The sequence below is a fragment of the Chitinophaga niabensis genome (assembly GCF_900129465.1).
In the GTDB taxonomy this organism is placed as follows: domain Bacteria; phylum Bacteroidota; class Bacteroidia; order Chitinophagales; family Chitinophagaceae; genus Chitinophaga; species Chitinophaga niabensis.
Genome location: NZ_FSRA01000001.1, coordinates 1623619 through 1647399, shown reverse-complemented (window position 1 = coordinate 1647399; position 23781 = coordinate 1623619). Strand labels below are relative to the sequence as shown.

At 46.0% G+C, this 23781-nt stretch carries 18 protein-coding genes; 5 read left to right on the top strand and 13 right to left on the bottom strand.

Annotated elements, in window-relative coordinates; all coding sequences use genetic code 11:
- The first annotated feature begins 92 nt into the window (after nucleotides 1-92).
- The 4 genes from BUR42_RS06185 (at nucleotide 93) to BUR42_RS06170 (ending at nucleotide 3648) form a co-directional block, all read left to right on the top strand.
- Nucleotides 93-1025, top strand: coding sequence for an alpha/beta fold hydrolase (locus tag BUR42_RS06185; protein WP_084185433.1), 933 nt, complete (start codon nucleotides 93-95; stop codon nucleotides 1023-1025).
- 2 nt (nucleotides 1026-1027) lie between these two features.
- The gene (locus tag BUR42_RS06180) at nucleotides 1028-2023 is read left to right on the top strand and encodes an NAD(P)-dependent alcohol dehydrogenase (protein WP_074238390.1); all 996 of its coding nucleotides are present in this window, start codon (nucleotides 1028-1030) and stop codon (nucleotides 2021-2023) included.
- Between the two features lies 1 nt (nucleotide 2024).
- Nucleotides 2025-2663, top strand: coding sequence for a class I SAM-dependent methyltransferase (locus BUR42_RS06175; RefSeq protein ID WP_074238389.1), 639 nt, complete (start codon nucleotides 2025-2027; stop codon nucleotides 2661-2663).
- 169 nt (nucleotides 2664-2832) lie between these two features.
- Entirely contained in the window at nucleotides 2833-3648 is an 816-nt protein-coding gene (locus BUR42_RS06170; protein WP_074238388.1) for a class I SAM-dependent methyltransferase, read from the top strand.
- A gap of 39 nt (nucleotides 3649-3687) precedes the next feature.
- Here the strand turns inward: BUR42_RS06170 and BUR42_RS06165 are convergent, their stop codons facing one another.
- The 7 genes from BUR42_RS06165 to BUR42_RS06135 form a co-directional block, all read right to left on the bottom strand.
- A complete protein-coding gene (locus BUR42_RS06165; RefSeq protein ID WP_074238387.1) occupies nucleotides 3688-4248 on the bottom strand; it encodes a hypothetical protein in 561 nt (186 codons plus the stop codon).
- Between the two features lie 142 nt (nucleotides 4249-4390).
- On the bottom strand, nucleotides 4391-6601 hold the full coding sequence (locus BUR42_RS06160) for a Gldg family protein (RefSeq protein WP_074238386.1): 2211 nt from the start codon (nucleotides 6599-6601) through the stop codon (nucleotides 4391-4393).
- Nucleotides 6598-7539, bottom strand: a complete 942-nt coding sequence (locus tag BUR42_RS06155) for an ABC transporter ATP-binding protein (RefSeq protein WP_074238385.1) — start codon at nucleotides 7537-7539, stop codon at nucleotides 6598-6600. Before BUR42_RS06155 ends, BUR42_RS06160 begins: the two co-directional genes overlap by 4 nt.
- Nucleotides 7540-7622: 83 nt before the next feature.
- Nucleotides 7623-9056 carry a RagB/SusD family nutrient uptake outer membrane protein gene (locus tag BUR42_RS06150; RefSeq protein WP_074238384.1) on the bottom strand — a complete coding sequence of 478 codons (1434 nt, stop codon included), beginning with the start codon at nucleotides 9054-9056 and terminating at the stop codon, nucleotides 7623-7625.
- A gap of 11 nt (nucleotides 9057-9067) precedes the next feature.
- Nucleotides 9068-12550 (bottom strand): SusC/RagA family TonB-linked outer membrane protein, encoded by a 3483-nt coding sequence (locus BUR42_RS06145; protein WP_159442222.1) that lies wholly within the window; start codon nucleotides 12548-12550, stop codon nucleotides 9068-9070.
- Nucleotides 12551-12762: 212 nt separating this feature from the next.
- On the bottom strand, nucleotides 12763-13962 hold the full coding sequence (locus tag BUR42_RS06140; RefSeq protein WP_074238382.1) for a FecR family protein: 1200 nt from the start codon (nucleotides 13960-13962) through the stop codon (nucleotides 12763-12765).
- An 84-nt stretch (nucleotides 13963-14046) separates the two neighbouring features.
- A complete protein-coding gene (locus BUR42_RS06135) occupies nucleotides 14047-14628 on the bottom strand; it encodes an RNA polymerase sigma factor (RefSeq protein ID WP_074238381.1) in 582 nt (193 codons plus the stop codon).
- Between the two features lie 133 nt (nucleotides 14629-14761).
- Here BUR42_RS06135 and BUR42_RS06130 point away from each other — a divergent pair, with 133 nt between their 5' ends.
- Nucleotides 14762-15157 (top strand): VOC family protein, encoded by a 396-nt coding sequence (locus BUR42_RS06130; protein ID WP_074238380.1) that lies wholly within the window; start codon nucleotides 14762-14764, stop codon nucleotides 15155-15157.
- Here the strand turns inward: BUR42_RS06130 and BUR42_RS06125 are convergent.
- The 6 genes from BUR42_RS06125 to BUR42_RS06100 form a co-directional block, all read right to left on the bottom strand.
- A complete protein-coding gene (locus BUR42_RS06125) occupies nucleotides 15141-16280 on the bottom strand; it encodes an alpha/beta hydrolase-fold protein (protein WP_074238379.1) in 1140 nt (379 codons plus the stop codon). The genes BUR42_RS06130 and BUR42_RS06125 overlap by 17 nt on opposite strands.
- A 66-nt stretch (nucleotides 16281-16346) precedes the next feature.
- Complete coding sequence (locus tag BUR42_RS06120) at nucleotides 16347-17195, bottom strand: helix-turn-helix domain-containing protein (RefSeq protein ID WP_074238378.1); 849 nt, start codon at nucleotides 17193-17195, stop codon at nucleotides 16347-16349.
- Nucleotides 17192-17902, bottom strand: coding sequence for an EcsC family protein (locus BUR42_RS06115; protein WP_074238377.1), 711 nt, complete (start codon nucleotides 17900-17902; stop codon nucleotides 17192-17194). The genes BUR42_RS06120 and BUR42_RS06115 overlap by 4 nt, the downstream gene beginning before the upstream one ends.
- Nucleotides 17903-17953: 51 nt before the next feature.
- Complete coding sequence (locus BUR42_RS06110) at nucleotides 17954-19390, bottom strand: TolC family protein (RefSeq protein ID WP_074238376.1); 1437 nt, start codon at nucleotides 19388-19390, stop codon at nucleotides 17954-17956.
- A complete protein-coding gene (locus BUR42_RS06105) occupies nucleotides 19383-22550 on the bottom strand; it encodes an efflux RND transporter permease subunit (RefSeq protein WP_074238375.1) in 3168 nt (1055 codons plus the stop codon). The genes BUR42_RS06110 and BUR42_RS06105 overlap by 8 nt, the downstream gene beginning before the upstream one ends.
- Nucleotides 22551-22571: 21 nt before the next feature.
- Complete coding sequence (locus BUR42_RS06100) at nucleotides 22572-23654, bottom strand: efflux RND transporter periplasmic adaptor subunit (RefSeq protein WP_074238374.1); 1083 nt, start codon at nucleotides 23652-23654, stop codon at nucleotides 22572-22574.
- Nucleotides 23655-23781: the final 127 nt, after the last annotated feature.

The window sequence follows — 23781 nt, the reverse complement described above, 5'->3', positions numbered from 1 at the left end:
AGGTTGTCGTATTTGACCCTATCATTGTCGCATTCACACACCGGGTAACACACTATTGTTTGCGAGATTTGCCCTAACAAAAAACCCACTATATGATTAAGCGTGTTATAACCAGTATCTCGATTGCAATTGTTATGGCAGTGGTCGCATCCTGCCAGCCAGGCACAAAGGAAGCACCGAAAACGGAACCTAAAGATTCGATCACCAGTCAGCCCCTTAAACCCACCGATAGCGGTTATGCGGATGTAAATGGTTTAAAGCTCTATTATGAAGTGTATGGAGAAGGTAAGCCAATAGTACTGCTGCATGGTTCTTTCATGAATATACCCATGAACTGGGCGCAGGTCATACCCCTGTTTGCTAAAAACAGGAAAGTGATAGTAGCAGAAATGCAGGCGCACGGCCGTACAAAAGATATATCCAGGGAGTTTAGTTACGAAGCTATGGCAGACGATGTATCTGGTTTGCTCAAACATCTCAAAGTAGACAGTGCAGATGTATTGGGATACAGCATGGGAGGTGGTGTAGCTTTCCAGTTTGCAGTACGCCATCCTGAGCAATTACGCCGGCTGGTAGTATTGTCAGGCACCTACAGGCATGATGGCTGGTGGCCGGATGTAGAGGCCATGTTTGCTACCATGAATGCAGATATGTTTAAAGGATCGCCCATAGAACAACAATACATCAGTTATGGAAACGACTCCACCCATTTCCCGGAATTTATCAAAAAGGTGATGAGTATAGACCTGAAGCCGTATGACTGGTCCAGGGATGTAAAAAACATAAAGGCACCTATATTCATGGCTATTGGTGATGCAGATGGTGTACGGTATGAGCATGCACTGGAACTGTTCCGCGCCAAAGGTGGTGGAAAAATGGGAGATATACACGGGCTGCCTGCATCCCGCCTGGCTATCATACCCGGTACTACTCATATAGGTATGATGCAGCATATGGATTGGATGTTACCGATGATCAATGATTTCCTGGATGCAGATCTGAATGCTCCTCCCCCAACTTTCTAGTTATGAAAATAAAAGCATACGGAATTAAGGATAAAAATGGTATAGCCGAACCTTTCTATTATGAAAGGAATGTAGGCGACAATGAGGTAAGTGTGAAGATCGTTTATTGCACAATTGCAAGAGGCGATGTACAATTCATTAGTGATGATTGGGGAGACACTAAATATCCGCTCGTTCCGGGGCATGAAATCATAGGAATTGTTGAAGGAACCGGTGCTAATGTAACTGCATTAAAAGCGGGCGATCATGTGGGGATCGGCTATCAGCAGGAGGCCTGCTTTGAATGTGAATTTTGTAAAGAAGGCAACGAACAGTTCTGCACTCAGCAAAAAGCAATTGGCGTACATTGTTATGGTGGATTGGCGGATCATATTATTATTGATAACAGGTTTGCATTCAAACTATCGCCCGCACTCCGCTCGGTGAATTCGGTTCCTTTGCTCTCCTCTGGTCTTACGGTATATGCAGGAATTATGCGGGCACAGTTGCCCGCTAATTCCGTTGTTGGCGTTCTGGGAGCAGGTGGTCTCGGGCAGCTGGCTATCCGGTTCCTGCATAAAATGGGGCATGAGGTATATGCATTTTCTCACTCCCCGGAAAAAAAGGAGATGGTACAACAGCTGGGTGCCGAATTTATCCTTAGCTCAAACCTCAATACCAATAAGAAATTTGATTTAATTATCTCAACATTAAATGCCCCCTATGACCTGGATGCTTATTTGAGGATCCTAAAACCACAGGGAAAGTTTTGCATAGTGGCCTCCCCTTTGGAAAAGCAACCAATAAGCCTTGGCTTGTTATATGATTACGCTCAGCGAACTATCTACGGGAATTATGTAGGCAACCGAAAACAAATGACGGAGATGCTTGCGTTCTCTGAAAAACATAATATTGGCAGTGAGGTGGAGGTTATGCCATTTTCAAAAGTGAATGAAGCAATAGAAAAAGTAAGGACAGGAAAAATAAAAATCCGCTTAGTTTTAGAAAACGATAAATAATATGAATTCACAAGAGAAAGTCTTGGACTGTTACAACCAGGTGGCAGGCGATTATGCAGCCGATCGTTGGGATGAACTCTCCCATAAACATTTTGACAGGATGTTGCTGAAAGAATTCGCAGCTGACAATAAGGGCAAAGGGTTATGTGCAGACTTTGGCTGTGGCCCCGGGCAAACAACAAGGTTCCTGTACGATAACGGGGTAAAAGACCTCGTTGGTATAGACCTGGCTCCAGCCATGGTGACTGTTGCCCAAAAGCTTTCTCCTCAGATTAAATTTGAAACCGGTGATCTGCTGAATATTGCATATGCTCCGGGATCGTTTGGAAGTGTACTGGCATTCTATGCAATAGTACATTTTTCTAATGATCAGCTCAGGAAGTGTTTCGGGGAAATTAACAGGGTACTGAAACCAGCAGGCGATCTTTTATTCTCCTTTCATGTAGGAGATGAGATCGTTCATTTTGATAAAGCGCACGACAAAGAAGTGGATGTTGATCTGTTGTTCTTCAAAACAGACGACCTTGTAACATTACTCCTTGAAACAGGTTTTAAGATAATTGATGCTATAGAGAGACGCCCGAATGAGGGTGTGGAATACCCAAGCAGGCGAGGTTATATCTGGACGCAGAAAATATAAAAATTTCCATAAAATCCCTCCGATAGCGGAAAAATGTCCGGTAATTCCTATTTTTGCTACTGTAATATATTTTCATAACCCCTGATATTACCCCCAGGTTGATCCCAAAACAGTCTGCACAAATACCAAACAGGTATGGGTAATATTTAATTTAAAAATTTTAATCATAATGAATCCAAACAAAGCATTATGGGAGAAGGGCGACTTTACCAAGCTCGCTGAAACTATGCGTGAAAGCGGCGCAGCACTCGTTTCTAAGTTAAATGTCACTAAAGGTCTTAAAGTACTGGACCTCGGTTGTGGCGACGGTACCACGGCTATTCCTTCCGCAAAACTCGGAGCGGATGTTTTAGGTGTTGACATTGCCAGTAATCTTGTGGAAGCAGGGAATAAGCGTGTAAAGGCTGAAGGGCTTACCAACATTACGTTCCGGGAAGGCGATGCAACTGATCTGCATGAACTGGATGATCAAAGCTTTGACCTTGTTGTAACCATCTTTGGTGCTATGTTCGCCCCCAAACCGCAGGATGTAGCGAAAGAAATGGTGCGCGTTACACGCCCCGGAGGAAAGATTGTTATGGGCAACTGGATACCCGGAGATCCCACACTGGTAGCCCAGATCCTCAAGATCAGCTCCGCCTATACACCACCGCCACCAGAGGGTTTTATCAGCCCTATGTTGTGGGGTGTAGAAGAGCAGGTAATAGAACGTTTTGCTAACGCAGGTGTGGCAAAAGAAGACATCTCCTTTGAAAGGGATACTTTCAATTTTGCGGTCTCCTCTACCCCATCAGCATTCTTAGAAAGGTTCAAAACCTACTATGGCCCTACCATGAATGCATTCGAAGCTGCCGAAAAGAATGGAAAGGCAGCGGAATTAAAGCAGGAGCTGGAGACCCTGTTCAACAGTCAGAACAAAAGTGGCAGCAGTGATAGCACGCTTATTCCGGCAACCTTCTTAAAAGTGACGGTGAATCGCAGATAGTGATTTAAAAAAAAGGCCTGCGTATAGCGCAGGCCTTTTTTAGATCTTTGAGATCAGTTTTAATGTCTTTAAATCGTATAGCAATATTTCGCTCTTATCTGTTTTATCGTATTTGCCATTGTTATTGCTGTCGTAATGCCCTGTAACAACCATGTTTCCCGTATGGTTATTAATGATCCAGGTACTTACAAAAAATTTATCTTCTGTTAACTGTACCTTCTCCTGCCCATCTGCTGAAATAATAATGACCTGTACAGGATCATTCCAATCAATATGTTTATTTTCATCAAGGTTCACCGTACGGGCTGCCACAAGCACCTTATTGATCTGTAAACTATCGATCCTGATCTGTTCAATCTTCTCTATAGAAGCATCCTTTGTAAAATCAACCTGTTTCGACTGGCCGTTCCGGGTGTTTATGAACAAAAGATACTTGCTTTTTACGCTAAACATTTTCCCCACGTTTTCAATGGTTGCTATAACATAGTCTGAACCACCGAGTTCTATCAGCTTGTTGAAGTACACATAATTGTTTTTGTCCTGCCCGTAGGCGGAGATCGTGAATACTGAAAGGAATAAAAGGATAAGGATGGTCTTCATGTTGTTAATTTTTGGTGTTCAGATCTAAGACGATCCTATGCGAAAAAAGTTTCAGGTAACCATGATAATTTCAGGTTAAACAGGAAAAGGCCGTCCATTTAAGGTACGGCCTTTTCTGCGCTGTAAGTATGGCTGGTTTTAATTATCTTCTCTTCCTGTAGAGCAACAGTACCGTTGCAAAGATCAGGAGCGATACCGGTATCACGCCAAAGAAGAATACCCGCATGGTAAGGATGCCATCGTCATCACTGTCTATTACATCCTTTGATCTTACGGCTCCGGTATTTACCGGGAACTTGCCGTAGGTGAACCAGCGGAATGATTCTGTGATCAGCAGCTGGTTCCAGGTATCCGGTTTACGCCGTCCCAGTTCCCCTGTGCTCATGAAATCAGCATCCCCTGTTACGATGATCCGTTGTGTTTTATCCTTTATTTTTCTTTCTGCTGCAACGGCCAGTGCCTGCCCGTTTTTGGCGGTCAGTAATGGAATGGTATGGAAACCAAACTGTTGCCCATACTGAAGGTTTACGGCACCTGCCATAGATACTACTCCGCTATCTGCCTGGTATCCTGCGAGTTTGGGCGTGATCTCCCCTACCTTATTGGAAAAGGAGGCCAGGATAAAATCCGGTGCATAATCCCTGCTTTCTTCCAGTATGGGTGTTTCGCCCAGTTGTACATCCAGTTGCTGCAGGATGGGTTTCAGTATTTCCTGCGATCCCGGTTCAGCGATCACAAACAGGTTGCCGCCACTGGAAATATATTGATCCAGTTTTGCCTGTGCTGCAGGGGGAATGGCCATTTTAGGGTCTGCTATTACCAGCACGGAAGTGGCTGCGGGAATTTCCTCATAGCTAAGGTTAACGGTATCTACATTAAAGCCCTGGTTGATCAGTGCGTGCCGGAAGGACAGCTCATTTACAAACTTCTTCAAAGCAGCATCACCTTCTTTTGTAATACTTCTTTCGCCATTGCCGGTAAGGAAGGTAATTACAGGTATTTCAGCGGGTGTTACAACACGTCTCAGCGCCGCTGTAAATTCCTGTTCACCGGGGTAGATCATGATATCGTTGTAATACCGGAGGAAAGTTCTTTCCTTACCATATTGCAGGAGCCTTACCAGACGGTTTTCTTCCGGCCCAAGATCAACTGTTCTACGGATCTGATCCGGGGGCAATACCTTTTTATAATCGAGGCTCTGGATGTCCGCCACTTTTTTGGCAATGGCAGCATCACTTTCGCCGGGATAATTTTTGTAGAGGTTTTTGTTGTTGGAGAAATCATAGTAGTACACGTAATCCATTTGCAGGTCTGGCATAAACCTGCGATAAGGTGTAAGTACTCTTTCATCCTCACTTTTTTTCTCCGGCGCACCCAGGTAGTAATTATTATCGAGGATATTTACATAGGTGGTGATCTTCAGGGGCTTGTTCATTGACTTGATCAGTTCACGGCTTTGCGGGCCAAGTGTATGAGCCCTGGTGGCAGTCATATCAATATAACCGGTAAAGACCGGCCGGGAGCTGATATAGCCGGTGAGAAAACATAATGCGATCAGCCCGATATACCTGGCGGTTCTTACGATAGCTGGTCTTGCCTCCCGTTGATCCTGCAAACGCATCCCTGTGATGGCCAGGAAAAAAGCAATCACCAGGAAGAAGTAAAAGGCATCTTCTGTGCTGATCAGCCCAAAGATAAACTGCTCCGTTCTTCCGGAGATAGACATGAAATGGGTGATGCCACGTACTGCATCATTGCCCTGAAAGAGGCTACCAATGAAGTTCAGGCCAGCCAATACTGCTAATGTACTGATAGCAGCCACTACCTGGTAACTGGTAAGGGACGACATGAAAAGCCCTATGGCAGCATAAGCGCAGATAAGCAGGTATAAACCCATTGAACCGGAAGCTAACAGCGCCCAGTCTATATTGTCAATAAAGAACGCGCCGGAAATGCTATACAGGCAAATGATGAGCAGCAGCAATGCCCCATATCCCATCATCGCTACATATTTTCCCATTACAATATCCCTTACTTTAATGGGAGAAGACAATAACAATTTAATGGAACCACTGTGTGTTTCCCGGCTGATCAGGCCCATTGTTAAAAGTGGAATATAAAGATATAAGGTGCCTTTCACCCCAGGATAGAAGCCCTGCTGCGGGCTGGCGAAGATCATGGCAGTGACGTTCGAAAAGTGGTTTCCCATCCGCTGCGCTCTTCCTATCATCTGGATATAATGAATAAAATCCATCCCTATCTGTACGGGAAATACAATTAATATGAGCCAGGCTACGGGCGAATGAAACAGGAGGCTCAGTTCCTGGCGGGCTATTCTGAATATTATTTTCACTGTATGGCAGGTTTAGATTTTTTATTGGATAACTGTGCAAAAATGGCGTCGAGTGAGCTTTTCTCCAGTGTGATCTCCTTTAAGCGCCACTTCCTGAGCACACTCAGTTCCACGATGTTTTCAGCGATATCAGCTGCGGGTTCAAATCTTACGCGGATTGTTTTCTCTGTTAAGAATTCCACGTCTTTGATACCATTGATAGCCCTTAATTCTGTTTCTGCCGGTGGGTTTCCCAGGGTAGCGATGAGGCTGTCCGGTTCAATGTAATTGTTGAAAGCATCCATGGTGTCTTTGAACACAATCTTACCATCTTCGATCATAATGATATCCTGGCAGGTAGCCTGTATTTCAGAAAGGATATGCGAGGAAAAGATCACGGCACGATCGGCTGCTATTTCTTTGATCAGGTTCCGTACTTCCAGGATCTGGTTGGGATCAAGCCCATTGGTGGGTTCGTCCAGTACTACCAGCATGGGCTTATGAATGAGTGCCTGCGCAATCCCTACCCGCTGGCGGTAACCGCCGGAAAGATTACTGATAAGCCTGTTACTGAAATGTGCTACGCCACATTTTTCTTTCACCGTATCCACGGCTTCTTTTACCTTACGTTTATCTATCAGCCGGAGATGCGCACAAAAAGTGAGATATTCATCAACCGTTTGTTCAAGATAAAGTGGTGCGTTCTGTGGCAGGAAGCCGATCCTTTTCTTGGCTTCTTCAGGGTTGGCCCTCATATCAATGCCTTCGATCAGCACCTTGCCCTGGGTTTGACTTAGTACCCCGCAAAGGATGTTCATGGTGGTAGACTTGCCTGCACCATTGGAACCCAGCAATCCCAGGATACCTTTTTTATTGATCTCGAAGCTCACATCTTTCACCGCCCAGTCTTTGCTGTAGCGGTGCGACAGGTCTTCAATTCTAACGATGTTGTCTTGCATGGTGTAAATTAATTAGTCAAAAGGATGATAGTGGCGCCGGCAAAATACCGGCGCCTTCAATAAGGCATGGTTATAGGAAGGAATTATGGATTCAGTGGCCAGTCCGGATTAAACACCGTGGCATTGGGCCACAACTGGCGCAGATAATTATTGCTGCCAGGCAGTAATTCATACACGCGGCCTTCGGCGGTATGTTTTATTGTTTTCTGGAAACGGGTTTCTTTGTTCAGGCGTTTCAGATCTATTACACGCATACCGGTGAATGCCAGTTCCCTTCTTCTTTCTTCCAGTACAAAACGCAGCACTCTTTCAGCATCGTTACCAAAATCTGCCGGGGCATATGCTACATAGGCAGCAGGTACAATCCTGTTCGATCTCAACTTGTTGATATCTGCAAGGGCATCCGTCATGTTATTTTCCCGGGCCAGGCATTCTGCACGGATCAGGTACAATTCAGGCACGTTCAGGAAGTTGCTGTAAAAATCTCCACGCAGGTAGATCTTCACCTGGTACCTGGTCATATAATTGAACGGGGGCGCAGGAGGCCATCCGTTGGCATAATACAGGGTCCAGCGTTTATCATTATCTGAAAAGAGGGCTGTCAGTTCCGGTGAAGCACAAACATCCTGTCCGAGTCCGAAGGGCCGGAGGAAATGCCTGGCCACAATGGTTTCTTTATTGAGCTGGCCGTCAGGGATATCCGTCCAGCCTACCGGGGCTCCCGGTACATTGGGGAAAGGGCCCGGTTTAGTGATCTTATACCCATTCATGTTAACCAGTTCACTTTGCAGGGAAAGCGCGAGGTCTGCATTTTTACGGGCATTGGTATAGTCTCCCATAAAGAGATACACCCTGGCCAGCAACGCATACCCGCCTGCTTTACTTGCCCTGAACTTCGTGAGCTTATTTTTTACCGGCAGATCAGCGATCGCAGCATTGGCATCGTTCAGGACCTGCTCATATACTTCTTTTACGGTATTCCTGGCAAACTTTGCATTGATATCCGCAATCAGTGCAATGGGTACGCCTGGTTGTGTGGCAGCGGTAGCAGCATCATAATGGTGTGCATATACATTCACCAGCTGCAGATGTTCCATAGCACGCCCCAGGTAGGCTTCCGCACGAACGCTTTTCTTAGTGGCTTCTGATCCTTCCGTTGCGTCCATGATATTGTTGATGATAGTATTGAAATAGAAGATCCTTTTATACCCTTCACTCCATAAATAGTCATTGGCACCCTGTTCGTAAGGAGAGGTATTGAAGGTATAGATCTTCCTGCCCCATAATTGCTGCTTGGTATACAGGTTGCCTGGTTCACCTTCAGGCAGGAATGCGTCGTCCGACAGGAGGTCCCAGTATTGGTCGCCAAAGTTCACAATAGTGCCGGAATTGAGCATATTCTCAAAGTCCGTTACAGTAATAGGGATGAATTTATCTTTTGGCTTAATATCCAGGAACTTTGTGCAACCGGATAATATCAGTGCGCTGGTGATAATATATAAATGTAATTTTTTCATGTTTCCTGGATTTAGAAAGTGATATCAATTCCTGCCATGTAAGTAGCCATCACCGGTAAAGTTCTGTTGGCGTATTGGCTGGCAAATTCATAAGCTTCCGGATCAATGCCGGCTGAGTTGGCATACCAGTGGAAAGGATTTTGTACCTGCAACGTTAATTTAACTGCTGAGAACTTTTTAAAACGGGCCAGTGCAGGTGTTAAATTATAGGCCAGGGAAATATCCCTTACTTTGATATAATCTGCCTTGAGCACATTCTGATCTGATGCGTACCATATGAGGGTATAATAGTTGGCTCCGGTGCCTTTCAGATCAGGTGCCGGTAACATACCGGGGATCTTTTCATCTCCCGGTTTACGCCAGTAATTCAGCACTCTCCTATCTGTATTCATGGCAGGGAAGTTAGAACCTGCAGACGGTACCACATCCCTTATCACGTGGCCACCGTTGCCAATAAGCATAATATTCAATGTGAACTGGTGGTAGGTAAAGGTGTTGGTTAACCCTGCTGTATATTTTGGGCGCAGCGTACCGCTATATACGAGGCCGTTAATATCTGTCATGTTAGCTACGATGGCACCAGTCTGATCATAGTTCTTTACTACTTTGCCATCTGCATCATATACCATCATGGAACCGTTGGCAGGATCAAGCCCCGCGGACCTGAAACTGAATACTGCATCCATAGGATAACCTATGCGGTTTACTCCATAACCGCCTGTAAGACCATAAATATTCAGGTCCCTGGTATTTATCTCCGTCATCTTGTTCTTATTGAGACTTAACACCAGCGTAGTACCCCAGGAGAAATTTTTCTTGCTAACGTTTACTGTGTTAAGTGCCAGCTCAATCCCTTTGTTATTCAAGCTGCCGTAATTGATCAATGCAACAGGAAATGCATTGGTAGGGTCAACAGCTTTTTCTCCCAGCAGGTCGCTGGACTGGCGGATATAGTAATCAACCGATCCGGAGATCCTGTTGTTCAGCACCGAAAAGTCCACACCGATATTGGTAGTAGCTGTTTTCTCCCATCTCAATGATTTATTAGGTGGATAAAGGATGCTGGTAGCAGGTGCATTGGCTTCTGAGAAGAAAGTAGAAGTTGCCTGCAGGTATGGCCCTACTGTTCTGGCCACGTTTCCGCCAAGCCCGTAAGTAGCACGCACACCCAGGTTATCCAACCAGCTAATGTCTTTTATGAAATCTTCTTCGGATATTCTCCAGCTGGCACCAACTGACCACAAAGGCAGATACCTGTAACGGGGATCGGTACCAAAGAGATTAGAGTTATCTACACGTACACTTCCGGTAAGATTATACTTTCCCTTATAGGTATAGCCCACATTGCCATAAGCTGAAATATAGCGGTCCTCTCCATAATTGAAATAGTTATAGTTATTAAATCTCAGGGAGAAAGTATTGTCCAGCGATTCCGTTCCTTTCAGATTACCGAGGGCTATTTCATTTACCGGCGTATATTGAAGGTTATTATCGCTGTATCCCATTTTAAATACGGAAGTATACGATTGCGATACTGCCCTGCGTTCCACACCAGCTAGTGCAGAGATATGATGTTCATTATGGACCTGTCTGTCAAAATTAAGCTGTGCACGGGCTGTATAGGATTTAGAGCTACCCCTTGTTTCGAAGATCTGTCCGCCATCCGGTACATTTTTCACAATTGAATCAGGACGATAATACTGTGTAGCGTCGTTGATCATTTCCCTGGCATAGTAGGAATTCGGATTGTAATATTCTTTATTGTAGGTAGTACCCCGTTCTGTCTGGTATTTCAGGTCCAGCGTAAGGCCCTTGAGTATTTTAATGGTGAAACCTCCCTGCAGCCTGAAATAATTCGAGGTGAAGGAAAGATCAGAATTATTCATTTCTGTCAGGGGATTAAATGTTTCATCCAGCAGGCCAAGGCTCTTTAAGCGCGCTATCTCATAAGGAGATTTTAGCATGGTGAATGCAGTAAGACTGCCATCGGGGGTTTTAAGTGTTTCATATGGCATTCTATTCCTGAGAAATCTTTCCGGACCCTGGCGGAGGAATTTACCGTTACGCATATTTGTACTCACACCTGCTTCGGCATCCAGCCAGTCAAACACTTTCACTTTATCCCTCATGCCCACATTGATATCTTCATTGCCGGTGCGTAAAGCATACGCTTTGTTGCCGGTATAGTTCATGAAGATGTTATACTGATGGATGTCGTTACCGCCACTGGCGGAAAAGCTGTGACGCTGCCTGATCTGATCACGCATGAACAGGTCTTTAATTTGACCGGCTCCGTCTGCATTCCTTAGATTATTAAGCGTATTGTCCAGCTCCGTTTGCGTGAGCAGGCCCTGCTCATGATTATAAAGTGCTTCCAATACCTGGTTCTTACCCTGCCGTTTGATGGCTTCATTGTATGAGGGGTGCCAGGTATTGAAAATTTCCTGCTGGAAATCCACCATTTCCGCTGAACTGAGATACTTCATATAACCCATATCAGGTTTGGCAGTGAAGAACATGGTGCTGCTGAAGTTCACTGTCAGTTTCTTGCTGCTGCCATAACGAGTGGTAATAGAGATCACACCATTGGCGGCCCTTGTACCATAGATGGAAGCTGCCGCTGCATCTTTCATCACCGTTACATTCACCACATCCGCCGGGTTAATATAGTTCAGGTCTCCTTCGTAAGGGAAGCCATCCACTACATACAAGGGGGCCTGGTTCCCATAAAGTGTAGAAAGCCCACGGATAGTAACATTTCCATTCTCCATAAAGAGACCGGGCACTGTACCCTCCAGGCGATCCATGAGGCTGGTTTCCATCCTGGCGCCAAGTGTTTTTTCCGTGATCACGCTGAATGATCCGGTAGCTCTTTCCTTTGGCAGGGTCTGATATCCCGTATTAGCAGTAACGTTGAGTTCTGTTAAGACAGAAGAGGTAAGAGACAAGGTAATGTTACCGATACGGCCGCTTCTGAGCATAACAGCCGTCACCACTATTTCTTTTGTTCTATATCCTATAAAGCTGATGCGAAGTTTATCTCCTGTATTTACATGCAGGGTAAAGTTCCCTTCCGTATCTGTTACTACAGACTGATTGCTACCCATCACATAAACCGAAGCGCCGATCAGGGAAACACCTGTACTGTCAGACACATGTCCTCTTACGGGTTCTGCTACGGGCGTTATTACTGTACTGCCAGGTTTGCCGTACAGCATAATGGTTTTATCTGCTATTTTAAAATTAAGCGGCTGATCTTTCAGGATCAGTTCCAGGAAACTGGTCAGCGGCATATTTTGTACAGATGCGGATACTGTACCCGCCTGTTTCAGGAGATCCGATTTTCCCCATACAACAAAACCCGTTTGCTTTTTAATGGTAGCAAAGACTTTTTCCATGGGAACGGCCTTACCGGAAAAAGTAACGGATTGCGAAAAGGTGTTAGCTGATACATGTAAACAAATGGCGAGAAGGAGAACACTGGTAAATCTCATGATCCTGAGCATTTTGGCTGGGAGCCGGCACGGCAAGTCCCAACGGCTCCAATAAGCAGTTTTTTGCATAGATTTGCAACGTTTGGTTGTTAAAAATGGAGGGCCTCGAAACCCGATTTGAATCAACCGGCAACCACCGGAAGTGTTAGTAGCACTTTCGGTTTTTTTATACCGGTTGGTCCTTTTATTTAATTCATGTCTATGTTTTCAGATCAAGGCATTACTACCAGCCGGTGGCCTTCTTCCAGGCGGAAATGCACTTCAGAACGTTCCAGGCCTGATAATACATCAGAGAGCTTCAAGGTTCTGCTCATCTCACCAAAGAACACCACATCCGGTACATTTCCTTCATATACAACTTCCAGGTTGTACCAACGTTCCAGCTGGCGCATCATTTCTCTCAGGCCCACCCCTTCGAAATTGAACAGGCCGTTCTTCCAGGCCACGGCTTTATCTACATTTGCTTTTTGCGTTAATGCCATGCCTGCATCGCCCGCCTGAAGCTGCTCCCCTGGCTTTAATACAATCCTGCTATCGGTTTTGCCGGTATGGGATATCCTTACAGATCCTTCTACCAGTGTGGTATAGCTATTCTTTTCATTTGTATAGGCATTTACGTTGAATACTGTACCCAGTACTTCTATATCTATTTTTCCAGGCACCTTTAATTTAAAGGGCTGCTCCGCATTTTTTGCCACTTCAAAATAGGCTTCGCCGGATAGCTCCACTCCCCTTTCCTTTCCTTCGAAAGTAACGGGGAACTTTAGCGTACTCGCGGCGTTAAGCCATACTTTGCTGCCGTCTGGCAGTACCACTTTGAATTGCCGTCCTTTGGAGGTGCTGATCGTATTATATAGTATTTCTCCTGTGTTATGCTCTCCCGGCGTATACTGTAATCCGTCGCTTTTCAATGCCACGGCGGTTCCGTTCTGACGAGTGATGATACCATTACCGGCACTGTCCAGCACCATTTCAGAACCATCGGCCAATGTAAGGATGGCCCCGTTCTTCCCGGGCTCCACATCCGGTGGTGTATTCCCGGCAACAATGGCGTCCGGCTTTACCTGGTGATCCAGGCTGAAAAGCCAGGCGCCGAGGCCAAATAATACAACCACAGCGGCTGCCCATCCCCATCTGTGCAGGTAATGTACACGGGGGGCCGGTTTGATAACCGGGTCACCGGAAAGTTTATCCGACCGCAGGATCTGGTCCGCTACCTGCATCCAATGCTGCCGGTCGAAAGCAGGCCGGGGCTGCGGCTGGTTTTCTTCCAGCCAGCTCTCCACTGCATCCATGGAAATACCGGATTCGTCCTGGTCAACCAGGCGGGTCAGCTCGTCCAGTTCTTCCCTGGTGGCAGTATGTGCTGCCAGGCGTTCCAGTAAATATGCTAATCGGTCGTTTTGTTCCATGTAAGGTGTGGTTTATGCCCCCTCATCTATATCAGACAACTGAGCGGGAAGTTGGTACCGAAAAAAGGAGAAGTTTTTTTCTGTTCAGATGAATATCTCAATCAAAATGGCGAGGAATGGCAGATAATCAGCCTTTTGCAGGGAGGTGCGGATGTTTTTCAATGCCATTACCAGCAGGTTTTTCACCGTGCTGATGGCCAGCCCCATATGTTCTGCGATTTCATTGATACTAAGCCCTTGCTCACGGCTTAAACGATAGATCTGTTGCTGCTTTTCAGGTAATTGCCGCACGGCTTTGTTTACAAGGTCCAGCAGTTGCCGGAACGCTACCATTTCCCCCAGGTAGTTTTCTTCCTGCCCCACAGTATCCATCACCTTATCGTGGATGTTCTGGCGGCGGACATAATTTACTGCCTGGAAAAAGCAGATCTTTCTAATCCAGGCGCCGGGTTGTGTAACTTCGGTCAGCTGGTCGCGTGCTACCCATATTTTAAGAAAGGTATCCTGTACCAGGTCGTCTGCCACTGCCGCAGATCCTGTAATACGTGTGGCCATGGCAAGCAGGCGTGGCGCATAGATCCCGAAAAGGTCCCTGAACGCAGATTCATCACCAGCTGCAACCCGCTTATAAAGGTCGGGGCCATCTATAACATGTCCGTCGTTCAATAAAGTGATATTAGTAATAAATCAGATAGATTCTGGTTATAAAAGGTGTATCCCGCAATTAACGTTCGAAATTCTACGGCAAGTTAAAATAAATGTGGGGTTAAGTTAAATTATTCCGGAACTTTAATATGCTATGGGTCTGCTAAACTTCATATCACCCAATTTCATCGTTTCCAATTTACAGGAAACGGTATCATTTTATGTAGAGAAGCTGGGGTTTGAAGTATGGCACCTGGTGCCGGAAGAGGCGCCTTTTTTTGCTATGATAGGGCGTGAGAATATCTCTATTATGATGAAGGAGATAGGTCCTGATGCAGCACCTATCCCCAACTCAAGCCATCATCCATGGGCTAACTGGGATGCATATATTAATACCTCGGACCCGGATCAGTTATATGAAGAATTCCGTTCAAGAGGTGTAACATTCCGTCAGCCCCTTAAAGTGAACGATGATGGTATACTGGGTTTTGAAGTAACGGATACCAATGGGTACGTTTTATTTTTCGGAAAGCCTAACCTTTCAGTTTAACCAGCCTTCCCTCTATATACTTCTTCTGCCCTTCGTTGGTCTGACCGGTTTTTGCCTTTTGCGCTTCCAGTTGCTGCAGCCCTTTAAGACAATACTTTATCGCCTCCTCTTTGTTTCCTGCATTTTCATAGGCTTCACTCATGCTATCATAGAGGTTCACATTTTCAGGATACCACTTTAAACCCCAGTCAAAGATCTTCACTGCTTCCTGCCAGGTGGCCGGCCGCATAAAATAGTTATAGGCGATACTATTGATCTGATCTGCATCCAGTTTATAGCCATAGTTTTCAGAGAGCGCGGTAAAACGTTTGATCGTATTTTCTGCTTTCCCGTAGATAGAACGATGGTAAGCGATCAGCCCATGGATGAACCCGGTGAGATAAGTATTCCCGTGATTGTTTACATCCAGTACTTCATATTGCAGCTCCAGTTTTTCACGGTATAAGGGAACTGCTTTTTCGATACCGGGTGCAAAGCGTGTTTCATAACTGTCGTCCTTACCCCTGGCAAGATATACGAAGGTGTTATTGCTAACAGTAGCGCCTTTCACCCTCGTTATCAGCTGTTCATTATCGTATTCATAATTCGGGGAGATCATGATATGCGCGTCAAATACCCTCCTGCCACTCGTCAGGCACCAGGTAAGGAAAGTAGCGCCCAGGGAATGCCCCAGCCCTATCCTTACGGGCGTTGTTCTGAATTGTTTTTCGATATAAGGGAAAACCTCTGCTTCCAGGTGAGGCAGCAATGAGTCTGCCCCTCCGGTCTTCGTCCAGCTTTTATAAGGCCCGTCTGAAAGTAACTTAGGCGTAAATTCAAAACGCCTGTTTGTAGAACGGATGCCCACAATAATGGTTGGTTCAAAACTGCCGGAGAAGTTTAAGTTCTGGATCAGCGAAGCGGCATACCGGAAGAAATAATCATTCTGTGAATCGAATACATAAGCTACCTGGTATCGCTTTTTTAAATTGCTGGAATCATGATAGCCTTCCGGCAGTGAGATCAGGAGTTCCCGGTCTTTCCCAAAATATGCAGAAGGAATGGTCCGGGAAAAATGTAATTCCTGTGCGGAAAGAACGGTACAGGATATTAATAACAGGATAGTCAACAATGTTTTTTGCATGGCGGTGCATTTTTAAACAAATAGACTATTTTCCTGCGCCCGAAAATTGTACTTTTTGGCCAATAATTACTCTTTCAGGAATTGAAAGATCAGGTGATCATCTGCGAGCTTATCTACTGACTTAAAGAATTTGCCGGGATTGGAGCCTGTAATCTTCTTGTACATCTTCACAAAATAAGCCTGGTCGTAAAAGTTGCTTTCGTAACCAATGTCCGTCAGGTTCTTAAATTGCTCGTTGAACAGGCGGTTGGTCAGGGAATGCCGGAAACGGGCAATCTTCCGGAAAGAAACCGGGGTGATGCCCATGTTATTAAAGAAAAGCCGGTTGAAGGAACGGATGCTCACAGAAAGCTGCGCTGCTATTTCCTGCACGGGTAATTCTGTGGTAAAGTCCATTAAGCTATGGATAGCTTTCTGAAGCAACGCTTCATTGCCCAACGGCTGGTATTGCTTTAACAGGTATTCTTCCAGCAGGTCTACCCTGCTTTCATTATCATTTGTGCCAAAAAATGCATTAAGGAATGCAGAAGTATCTGCATGCTGATCCCATTCATGGAAAGATTGAGAGTGTTCAGGCGTTATAGCAGCAAGGGGCTTCCTGATAAAATGATTGAGGCCGAGGGGTTTAAAGTTGATCGTAACCTTATCCAGTTTGCCCTCCAATAGCACCTGCAATGGTGATTCATATTTTCCCTGCGCAATCATGAGGTACTTCTTTTCTGGCACACCATATACATGGGTGGAATGATGCTTTATCTCATAACTGGCGTTCTTATGGATATTAAAGGATTGTAAAGTATTGGGGAAGGAATAGTAAGCGGTCTTAAAATCCCTCGAATAGGTTTTGAGGAAATAATAATATTCGATATGTTCTTTAAGGATGGAATTTTTCGGGTAAAAGGTTTCTATTTTCATAGTATCCGCATTCTATAAGCATTCATGGCTGTATCGCCCAGTTTGGTGATCAGCCGGTAATTCACCACTACGCCTACTGCTGCTCCTACAACAGGTAATAACTGCCCCAGCTTGGCCAGGTCTATATGATCGCGGTACTCGATCTGGAAGCTCTGCCAGTCGAAACTATGAATATCATCCGGCAGCTGGTTGCTTTTTTCCTTCCAGTCCGTTATCTTTTCATATACATTCCTCCGATGCTCCTGGCTGCTGAAGGCCAGTTGGAAAATATAGAGCAGGTAGATCCGTTCTTTATAGTCCTTCACATCAAAACCGTAAAAGGTAGCGATATCAAAAAGCAGTTTCAGCTTCATGCTGAGCAGGATCGGAAAATCCGCGAGGCCTAATAAGATGCCACCTGCACCGGTGATCCCCCCTTCTGCAGCAGCCGTTTTACGGTAAAGATCCACCCTGCGGAGCACGGCTTCTTCCATATCATACAAAGAAGGGAAAACGGGTGGAGCGGGCACAGTATAAGTAGCGCCGAACAATACACCCCGCACCATTTGTTTGATGGTAACGGTAATGGCATCATGTACCTTTTGGGGAATAACACGGTTTATGCGGGATTGCAGGGATTTGGACATCCTGTCAAACAGCGATGACCGGCTTTGCATCTTGTGCTGCCAGGTTTCCATTTCTATCCTGATCCGCTGTTCGTATAACATAGGGAATTAAGATAGTAAAAAAGGCTGGTAAATATTACCAGCCTTTTCATTTTACTTCCAGCCTCCTCCTAACTCTCTATACACATTCACTACGGCATTCATCTGTTGTTGTTTCGTTTCAATCAATTCCAGCTTAGCCTCCAGCGCATCCCGTTGTGTCATCAGCACTTCAAGATAATCCGCCCTGGCAGATTTGAAAAGATCATTGGAAATATCGATCGACCTCGTTAATGCGTCTACCTGTTTCGACTTCAGATCGTAACTGCTCCCCAGGTTGCTGATATTGGAGAGCTGTGTAGCCACTTCCAGGTAAGCATTCAGGATGGTGCGTTCGTAATTATACATCGCCTGTAACTGCCTTGCATTGGCATTGAAGAACTCTGCTTTGATAGCATGGCGGTTGATCAATGGGCCAACAAGATCTCCTGCAAGTGAGTACAATACAGACTCGGGGAACTTAACTAAGTAAGATGGTTTAAAGGCCTGGAAACCAAGTGCCGCCGAAATACCAAAGGAAGGATAAAATTCGGCTCTTGCTACTTTCACATCCAGCTTTGCAGCTTCCAGCTGTTGTTCCGCCTGTTTAATATCAGGGCGGTTAGCCAGCAACTGGGAAGGAATGCCCGTACGTACTGCAGCAGGCAATGTGGTCAGGAAACTGCTTTTATCCCTGGCTATTTCCTGCGGGAAACGGCCTAAGAGAAAGTTGATCCTGTTCTCCGTACCTTTTATCTTCTGTTGAATGTCGAACTCCAGGCTCTGGGATTTCAGCACTTCTGCCTGGAATTTCTGCACTGCGAGTTCCGTTGCCCTGGCCGCTTCTTTCTGCACTTTTAATATCTCCAATGCATTCTTCTGCAGTTCGATATTTTGTTTAACGATCTCCAGCTGGTTATCAAGGGCCAGTAATTCATAATAAGAATTGGCCACTTCAGCGATCAGGTTGGTGATCACAAAGTTTTTGCCTTCCACGGTAGACAGGTACCTGGTCACCGCAGCTTTTTTGGCATTGCGGAGTTTCTTCCAGATATCTATTTCCCAGTTTGCGCGAACAGCCAGAGAAAAATCTGCCAGCGGATCAGGCATTTCTTTACCGGGTTCTATCTCTGTAGATGCATCTCCTGCACCCTGGCTGGTATAACGCCCTACTTTTTCAATACCGGCACCTACACCAGCAGTTACGGATGGTATTAAAGGTGCCTGTTTGAAACGGATCTCATTCCTTGCAATCTCTACTTCCTGCAAAGTGATCATCAGTTCCTGGTTATGGTTCATCGCTGAATCGATCAGCGTTACCAGGTATGGATCGGTGAAAAAGTCGCGCCACCGGAGTGCGGATATATTGGTTGTATCCTGGCTGCTGCTGCCAAAGGATCCCGGAACGGACCTGTTCTCATTGGCCGCTGTGATGGCCGGAACCTTACAACCTGCTACAGCCAGGCAAATACTCAGCACGCCTATGCACTGCTGTATCCTGAATTTATACATTATGATCAATTTCTTCAGTTAAAGGATTCTCTTCTTCATCTTTAACAAGTGTATGTCTCTCAGCGATCTTACCGAATATGTAATACAATCCGGGAATGATCAATACACCGAAAACGGTTCCCATCAACATCCCTCCGGCTGCTGCGGAACCTATCGTACGGTTACCGATCTTACCGGGGCCGGCTGCAAACACCAATGGGATCAATCCTGCTATAAATGCAAAGGATGTCATGAGGATGGGGCGGAACCTTACCACAGAACCTTCCACAGCCGCTTTAAATACAGAATCTCCCGCACGGTGCCGCTGTACGGCAAACTCAACGATCAGTACGGCATTTTTACCGAGCAGACCAATGAGCATCACCATGGCCACCTGCGCATAGATATTATTTTCCAGTCCGCAGATCTTCAGCAGCAGGAATGCGCCGAAGATACCGGCAGGTAAAGAAAGGATCACGGGGAAAGGCAACAGGAAGCTTTCATACTGCGCCGCGAGGATCAGGTATACGAAACCAAGGCAGATCAGGAAGATGTAAACAGCTTCATTACCACGGCTCACCTCATCTTTGGAAATACCTGCCCAGTCGATCCCATACCCTCTTGGCAGTTTTGTTTTAGCTACTTCGGTGATGGCACTGATAGCAGAACCGCTACTATAGCCTGGCCCTGAGCTACCACTGATCTCTGAGGTGTTATACATGTTATGCCTTGTGATCTCCGACAGGCCATATACCTTTTCCATTTTCATGAAAGCAGAGAAAGGTACCATCTCATCATGGTCGTTCTTCACATAGAGCTTCAGGATATCTTCCGGCAATGCACGGTACTGTGGCAATGCCTGTACCATCACTTTGTATTGCCGGCCGAATTTGATAAAGTTGGTTTCGTAGTTACTTCCTATCAAAGTAGAGAGTGTAGTCATCGCATTTTCGATGGTCACCCCTTTTTGCTGGGCAATATCGTTATCGATCCGCAGCATGTACTGCGGGAAGCTCGCACTGTAGAACGTGAATACAGAAGCCAGTTCAGGGCGTTTGCTCAGCTCTTTCACAAAGTCCTTGCTCACGGTTTCCATCTGCTGGAAAGTACCTGTTCCGGCTTTATCCAGTAAGCGTAGTTCAAACCCACCTGCAGCACCATAACCCGGTACGGCCGGGGGCTGGAAGAATTCTATGGTAGCTCCTGTGATGTCTTTGGATTTTTCTTCCAGTTCCCTGATGATCTCCTGCACGGAATGTTTCCGGTCCTCCCAGCTTTTCAGGTTGATCAGGCAGGTCCCTGAGTTGGCACCTGTTCCTTCCGTGAGGATCTCATAACCTGCAAGGGAAGAAACGGATTGCACACCTTCTACCTCTTCTGCGATCTTCTGCAGCTTTTCGGAGATCTGGTTGGTCCTTTCCAGCGAAGAACCCGGAGGCGTCTGGATCACGGCATAGAACATACCCTGGTCTTCATTCGGGATAAATCCTGAAGGAAGGCTGTTGTTCAGGAACCAGATACCTGCGCAGAAACCAACCAGCATGGCAAAGGTGATCACCCGTTTGTTGACGATGGCGCCCAGCACCTTCTGGTATCTTCCAGTAAGTTTACCGAACCAGTTATTAAAACCATCCAGGAGTTTATCTATAGGTGATCTTTTCCTTGGTTTTCCATGGTTATTCTTCAGCATGATCGCACAAAGCGCCGGCGTAAGGGTTAACGCCACCACACCGGAGAGGATGATAGACGTTGCCATGGTGATGGAGAACTGCCTGTAAAAGATCCCTACCGGCCCGGACATAAAGGCAACCGGTATGAACACGGCGGCCATCACAAACGTGATCGCAATGATGGCTCCGCTGATCTCATGCATGGCTTCCTCCGTAGCCCTTAATGGTGAGAGATGTTTGGTTTCCATTTTCACGTGCACGGCCTCTATCACCACTATCGCATTGTCCACCACAATACCAATGGCCAGTACCAATGCGAACAAAGTAATAAGGTTCAGCGTAATGCCAAAGAACTGCATGAACACGAATGTTCCGATCAATGATACGGGAACCGCAATAGCAGGAATTAAAGTAGAACGCCAGTCGCCCAGGAACAGGAACACCACCAAACCCACCAGGATGAAGGCTTCTACCAGTGTGTGGATCACCTTTTCGATAGAAGCGTCCAGGAACTTAGACACGTCGTAACTGATCTCGTAATCCAATCCTTTCGGAAATGAATTCGCTTTGATCTCTTTCAGTTTTGCCTTCACATCTTTAATTACCTGGCTGGCATTACTTCCGTAGGATTGTTTTAAAACGATCGCCGCAGAAGGTTTACCATTCAGGTTGGAATAAAGGTCGTACATCGAACTTCCGAACTCTATTTCCGCCACATCCTTCAGGCGAAGCAATTCACCATTCGGGCTGGCCCTTAACACAATGTTCTCATATCCTTCCCGGGTAGTGAACCTTCCCGGGTATTTCAGTACGTATTCAAATGCCTGTGAACGTTTACCGGAGCTTTCACCTGTTTTACCGGGCGAAGCTTCAAGGCTTTGTTCATCCAGGGCTTTCATCACTTCTTCAGAAGAGATCTTATAAGCCAGCATGCGGTCCGGCTTCAGCCAGATCCTCATGGCATATTCGCGGTTACCAAGGATATCGGCTACCCCAACACCATCTACCCTTTTCAGCTCAGACAGTACGTTAATATCAGCAAAGTTGAACAGGAATTTCTCATCCATGTTAGGGTCTTTACTGTACAGGTTCACGTACATCAGCATGTTGGATTCCTCCCGGGTGATCTTCACACCTTCCCGCACTACCAGCGGCGGCAGTTTATTCACTACGGAAGCTACCCGGTTCTGCACGTTTAACGATGCCTGGTTAGGATCGGTACCCAGGTTAAAGATCACCTGTATGGTGGCTTCCCCATCATTACCAGCATCGGAGGCCATGTATTTCATACCAGGCACCCCGTTGATGGCCCTTTCCAGGGGAATGATCACAGATTTGATCATCAACTCACCATTCGCACCAGGATATTCCGCCGTGATATTCACCTTCGGCGGTGAAATGGAAGGGAACTGTGTAACCGGCAGTTTGGTAATGGCCAGCACTCCCATGAACACAATAATGAGCGATATTACTATCGACAGGACAGGCCTGCGTATAAACTTATTAAACATTGAATGGCTGTTTTAGATTCACTATTCCGTTCTTAGCCTCAGGTGTGAGAGCACTTCCTGCGGCGCCTGGTATTCATATTCGATCTTATCATCGTCCTTTGCCTTTTGAACGCCTTCCAGCAGGATCCTGTCGCTTTCCGAAAGACCTTTGTCAATCACGTACAGATCGGGCATCTGGCCAAGTACGGTGATGTTCTTAGACCGGATCACATTGTTCTTGTCTATCACAAAAACGTACAGCTTATCCTGGATCTCGTAGGTAGCTTTTTGCGGAATGATCAATGCATCTTTAAGCGGAACCGTCATCAGCACCTTTCCTGTTTCGCCATTCTTCAACAGCTTATCCGGGTTAGGGAACCTTGCCCTGAAAGCAATATTTCCTGTTTCATGATCAAATTCCCCCTCAACCGTTTCTACATCGCCGGTGTATTTCAATGGGCGGTTATTGGCTAACAGCAAGCCTACTTTATTGTTACCGCGACTTTTTACATGGGTTTCATAATCCAGGTATTCCGGTTCGGAAACATTGAAATAAACGAACATCTGGCTGTTATCAGAAAGGCTGGTCATCAGCTCTCCTTCATCGACAAGGCTTCCAAGTTTCAGTGGAATGCGGTCAATGATCCCGTCGAACGGAGCCCTGATCTCTGTGAACGAGAGGTGTAGTTTTGCCAGTGATATCTCAGCTTTTGCCTGATCCAGTTTGGCCTGTGCCATCGCCTGCTCATTCTTTGAGATCACATTTTTATCCGCCAGGGTTTTAGCATTCTGCAGTTCTATTTCTGCGGCTTTCGCTTCTGCCTCTGCTTTTGCCAGTTCAGCCTCGTAGATCTTAGGCATGATCTTGAACAGCAGCTGGCCGGCTTTTACGTACTGGCCTTCGTCTACATAGATGTTCTGCAGGAATCCTTTTTCCTGTGCCCTGATCTCAATGTTCCTGACAGAGCGGATCTGCGAAACATATTCTTTCGTGAAGGAAGTATCGATCTTTAAAGGGCTGGTAGCGGTAAACTTACCCGCTTCTTCCTTCTCTTCTTTTTTAGATACACAGGCCGTTTGGCAGAACAATGCCAACAAGCCGGCGAACATGACTATTCTTTTCATGATATTAAATGGATATTAAAGCGATGGGAATGTTGGAGAGCAGAGAAATACCTATGGATCAGGATCTCATGCAGGAGGAAGTTTCCGGTAAAAAAACACGTCCGTAAGGCATGCAAGATCATACCTT